This window comes from Stenotrophomonas sp. SrG (genome assembly GCF_050031795.1).
GTDB lineage: Bacteria > Pseudomonadota > Gammaproteobacteria > Xanthomonadales > Xanthomonadaceae > Stenotrophomonas > Stenotrophomonas rhizophila_A.
Map to the genome: position 1 here is coordinate 1 of NZ_JBNBBE010001577.1, position 232 is coordinate 232.

The 232-nt window shown below is 80.2% G+C and carries 1 pseudogene; it reads left to right on the forward strand.

Annotated features, from left to right (window positions below):
- A pseudogene (locus ACQG3P_RS24675) lies at positions 1–232 on the forward strand (hypothetical protein); the annotation flags it as partial.

Consider the following 232-nt stretch of genomic DNA (forward strand, 5'->3'; position numbering starts at 1 on the left):
ACCGCCCCGGCGCCCGGCGTTCAGCCGGTCGCCCTCGGCCGCCACGCGGCCCGCAGCGGGCACGGCGCGGTCGCCCTCGGTGACCTGAGCACCGCCAGAGGCGGCGCCGCCATCGCCATCGGCGGCGGCGCGTTGTCGCAGGGCTTCGGCTCGGTGGCGGTCGGTGCGGGCGCGGCATCCACCGGCCTGGCATCCACCGCAGTGGGTTACGGCGCGGGGGCGCTGGGTCGCG